Here is a 3,296-nt window from a genome sequence, read left to right as displayed (position 1 = left end):
GCCTTGCGGGCGTGCCCGGTGCCGCTGTCCACGATGGGCCGCGACCTTGACGAGGACCTCGCGTACTTCCTCGCGGCCGCCGCGGCCGGCCGCGTAGCGGCCGGCCTGCTGGCGGTCTAGCGGGATTAGCCGGCGCGAGCCGGCGCGAGCCGGTTAGCCGACGGCGGCGATGATGTCGACGACGAAGACCAGGCTGTCGGTGCCCTTGATGCCCGCGCTCGGCGAGCCGGGGGTGCCGTAGCCGTCCGCGGGCGGGATGACCAGCAGCACCCGGCTGCCCACGGTCTGGCCGACCAGCCCGGTGTCCCAGCCCTTGATGACCTGGCCGACGCCGATTTCGGTCGTGTACGGCTGCTTACGCGACCAGGAGGAGTCGAACACCTTCTTGGTGCGCCAGATGACGCCGGTGTACTGCACCATCAGTTCCTGGCTGCTCTTCACCACCGGCCCGGTGCCCTTGATCAGGGTCTTGACCGTGAGAGACTTCGGCGGGGAGCTGGCCGGGATCGTGATGAGCGGCGCCTTGCCCGTGGCCGTGGTCACGGTCGGCAGCGCGCCGCCGCCGTTGGAAGTCTGCGCGCCAGGTACGCCGGCGGTGTTGCTGTACGACTTGTCCAGGTCGATGACGAAGACCAGCGTGTCCGTGCCCTTGACGCCGATCGACGAGTTCCCCGAGTTGCCGAAGGCCTCCTTGGGCGGGATCACGGCGAGCACCCGGCTGCCGAGCTTCTGGCCAATCAGGGCCGTCTCCAGGCCGGGGATCATCTGGCCGGCGAACAGCGTCGGCCCGCTCGAGCCGTACGTGCTGCCGAGCAGCTTGTGCGTCGTGCCGCTCCAGTCGTAGAGCACGAAGTTGCCTTCCAGGGTCTGCGCCGTGGTCAGCTTCGTGCCGCTGCCCTGGATGACCGTCTTCGTGAAGAGCGCTGGCGCTGCCTTCTCCGAGGGAATCGTCACCTTCGGAGCGGCGCCGAAGCTCCCCGTGGCGGTCACCACGCTGTTCGTGGTGGCGGCCGACGGGCTCGACTTAGCCGAGGACGACGAGCTGCAGCCGGCGACGGCCACGGCTGCGAGCAAGGGGAGCGCTACAAGCGCGGCTGCGCGTCGCATCAAGAACCTCTCGGATTCGGCCGTGAGCTCAGGCCCCGGCTTTCTGGTGTTCCGGTAAAGGGTACCCGGACTAACTGCACGCGACGGTCGGCGGATTGTTCATCACCTTAGCGATCCGCGACAGCTGCGTGAGCAGGTTTCCCGGGTACTCGCGCGCGGTGTAGTAGTAGATCTTCACGAGCTCGTGCGGCGGCTTGGACGCAGGGGCCCAGTAGTAGCCGCCGAACCTGTAGTAATGCGGCCAGCCGGCCGGGTAGGCCGGCGGGCCGTACCAGTTGTTCAGCAGCTGCAGCGCGACGCCGTTGACGGCGAACTGGGTGAAGTACCCGGGCTCCTGGCTGAGCAAGAGGAAGTTGGCCGAGTTGAGCTTCGCGTCGTACCAGCTCGGCTTGGACTCCCACTTGTACGGCTGCATGCAGGCCGGCGTGACCGCCCGCACCGTGACGGTGCCGCCCGTCTCGACCGTGAGCACGCTCGCTTCCCAGTAGCCGCCGAGCCCGTAGTGCAGGTGATTGTTCTCGAGGAACGTCGCGAGCTTCGCAAGCGGCTCAGGGGCGGGCGGGGTATTCGCCTGCCGGAACAGCCCGTAGCTGTACCAGCCGAACAGCGCCACCAGCGGTATCGCGATCAGCCGGACCCGCAGGCTGTGCGCGCTCGCGGCGCCGCCGCCGGCCCAGGACCTGGCGAAGCGCGGCAGTCTTACCGAGGCGAGCGGACCTGAGACGAGCCGGTCGCCGAGCATCCGCCCGGCGAGCACCGCCGCGAACGGCAACACCGGCGCGATCTCCCTGGTGTTCAGCGCGGTGTGGGCCGCGAACGTGCTCGGAATGTAGGCGAAGATGTTCGCGATGATGCCCGCGAGCAGCAGCTGACTGACGAAGTCCGCGTCGCGGAAGAACATCCGGCGCGCGATGGCGCACGCCCCCCAGACGGCGAGCACCACGGTGACCAGGCGGGTCAGCGCGATGGCCTGGTCCAGGTGGGTCATCGGGTACTGCGGGTCCTGCCCGGGGACGAAGTAGGCGCCGAACATCTCCAGAAGCCCGTGCACCACCACCCGGGAGTGCCAGAACCACGTGCGGGTCGCGTCGAGGGCGTACAGGACGGGCTGCTGGTGGTAGCCGCCCGCGCTGCTGAGCACCCCTCTGCCGATCAGCACGATCACGTAGCCGATCCCGGCGGCGACCGCGAGCGATACCTCGAACAGGCGGTCCGCGATGCCCTGGCGCAGCCCGCGCAGCCCGCCGCCACGGCGCGCGCCGCCCACCGCGCTGGACACCACCCTGATCAGGCAGACCGCCAGCAGGGGAAGAACCGCGATCACGAGGACCAGCGGGTCGGCCATCAGGGCCCAGCCGAGCAGCAGGGCGACGATTACCGGCACATACCAGCGCCGCCGCAGGTCCGCCACGGTCGTCCGCCCCGGCGGCCACAGCCGGTCGATGACCAGCCAGGTCAGCATCACGGGAACCGCGGTGCCGATGTGCCCGACGGAGAAGATCACCACGAAGATGCCGACGCCCGGCTGGGGTGCGAGCATGATGGCGAGCGCGAGCGCCATCCGCGCGACGGCCGGCCAGCCGCGTGCCCTGCCCTTCGCCAGCAGCATGCCGACCGCCACCACGAGGGTGTAGGTCATGGCGGCCGCGATGTGCGCGGTGCCCAGGCGCAGGCCGAATATGCCCACGAGCACCGCGATCTGCGGCAGCTCGGTAGTGATGAACGGCACGTCGGAGACGTTCCACCCGGACAGCGTCACGTTGCCGTGCAGCATGTCGTTGGCCATCAGCAAGATGTTGGCCTCGTCGGAGTTCTCCGCGTACGTCCCCGACAGGTGCAGGTAGGCGTCGAAGAGCACGACGACCACAAGCAGGAACACGGCTACGGCGGCCCAGCGCCACGCTCGCGTGGCTGGGCGCGCCGGAGCCTGGGGCGAAGCGTCTTCGTCGACGCCCCCGGCCAGCCGCTGCGCTCCCGGCGCGGTGTTAGGCATAGTTGGCAATCATCTTGTCAGTCATCTCTTCGGGCCGTCCCCATTCGGGACGACATCCCGGCCTAACCTGTCACAGAGTAGCCTGAACCAGCCGGATCTACCTCCACAGGACGGAACGAGCAGGGTGCAGCTCACATCGACGACGGGCACGGAAACGTCGCAGCGATCCGGCCGTGGTTCACTCCTGGCCCGGTTG

At 68.9% G+C, this 3,296-nt stretch carries 2 protein-coding genes; both read right to left on the bottom strand.

Going from position 1 to position 3,296, the window contains the following annotated elements:
• Window positions 1–153: 153 nt before the first annotated feature.
• Window positions 154–1,107 (bottom strand): FKBP-type peptidyl-prolyl cis-trans isomerase, encoded by a 954-nt coding sequence (locus WA805_RS18735; RefSeq protein ID WP_422289429.1) that lies wholly within the window; start codon window positions 1,105–1,107, stop codon window positions 154–156.
• Between the two features lie 70 nt (window positions 1,108–1,177).
• On the bottom strand, window positions 1,178–3,100 hold the full coding sequence (locus tag WA805_RS18730; RefSeq protein ID WP_425242972.1) for a hypothetical protein: 1,923 nt from the start codon (window positions 3,098–3,100) through the stop codon (window positions 1,178–1,180).
• Between the last annotated feature and the right edge of the window lie 196 nt (window positions 3,101–3,296).

It is taken from the genome of Trebonia sp., assembly GCF_049794275.1.
Lineage (GTDB): Bacteria > Actinomycetota > Actinomycetes > Streptosporangiales > Streptosporangiaceae > Trebonia.
This window is presented reverse-complemented; position numbering and strand designations above follow the sequence as displayed.

Excerpts from the sequence above, each read along its gene's own strand:
- WA805_RS18735 (WP_422289429.1), bottom strand. The coding sequence starts at position 1,107 with ATGCGACGCGCAGCCGCGCTTGTAGCGCTCCCCTTGCTCGCAGCCGTG.
- WA805_RS18730 (WP_425242972.1), bottom strand. The coding sequence starts at position 3,100 with ATGCCTAACACCGCGCCGGGAGCGCAGCGGCTGGCCGGGGGCGTCGAC.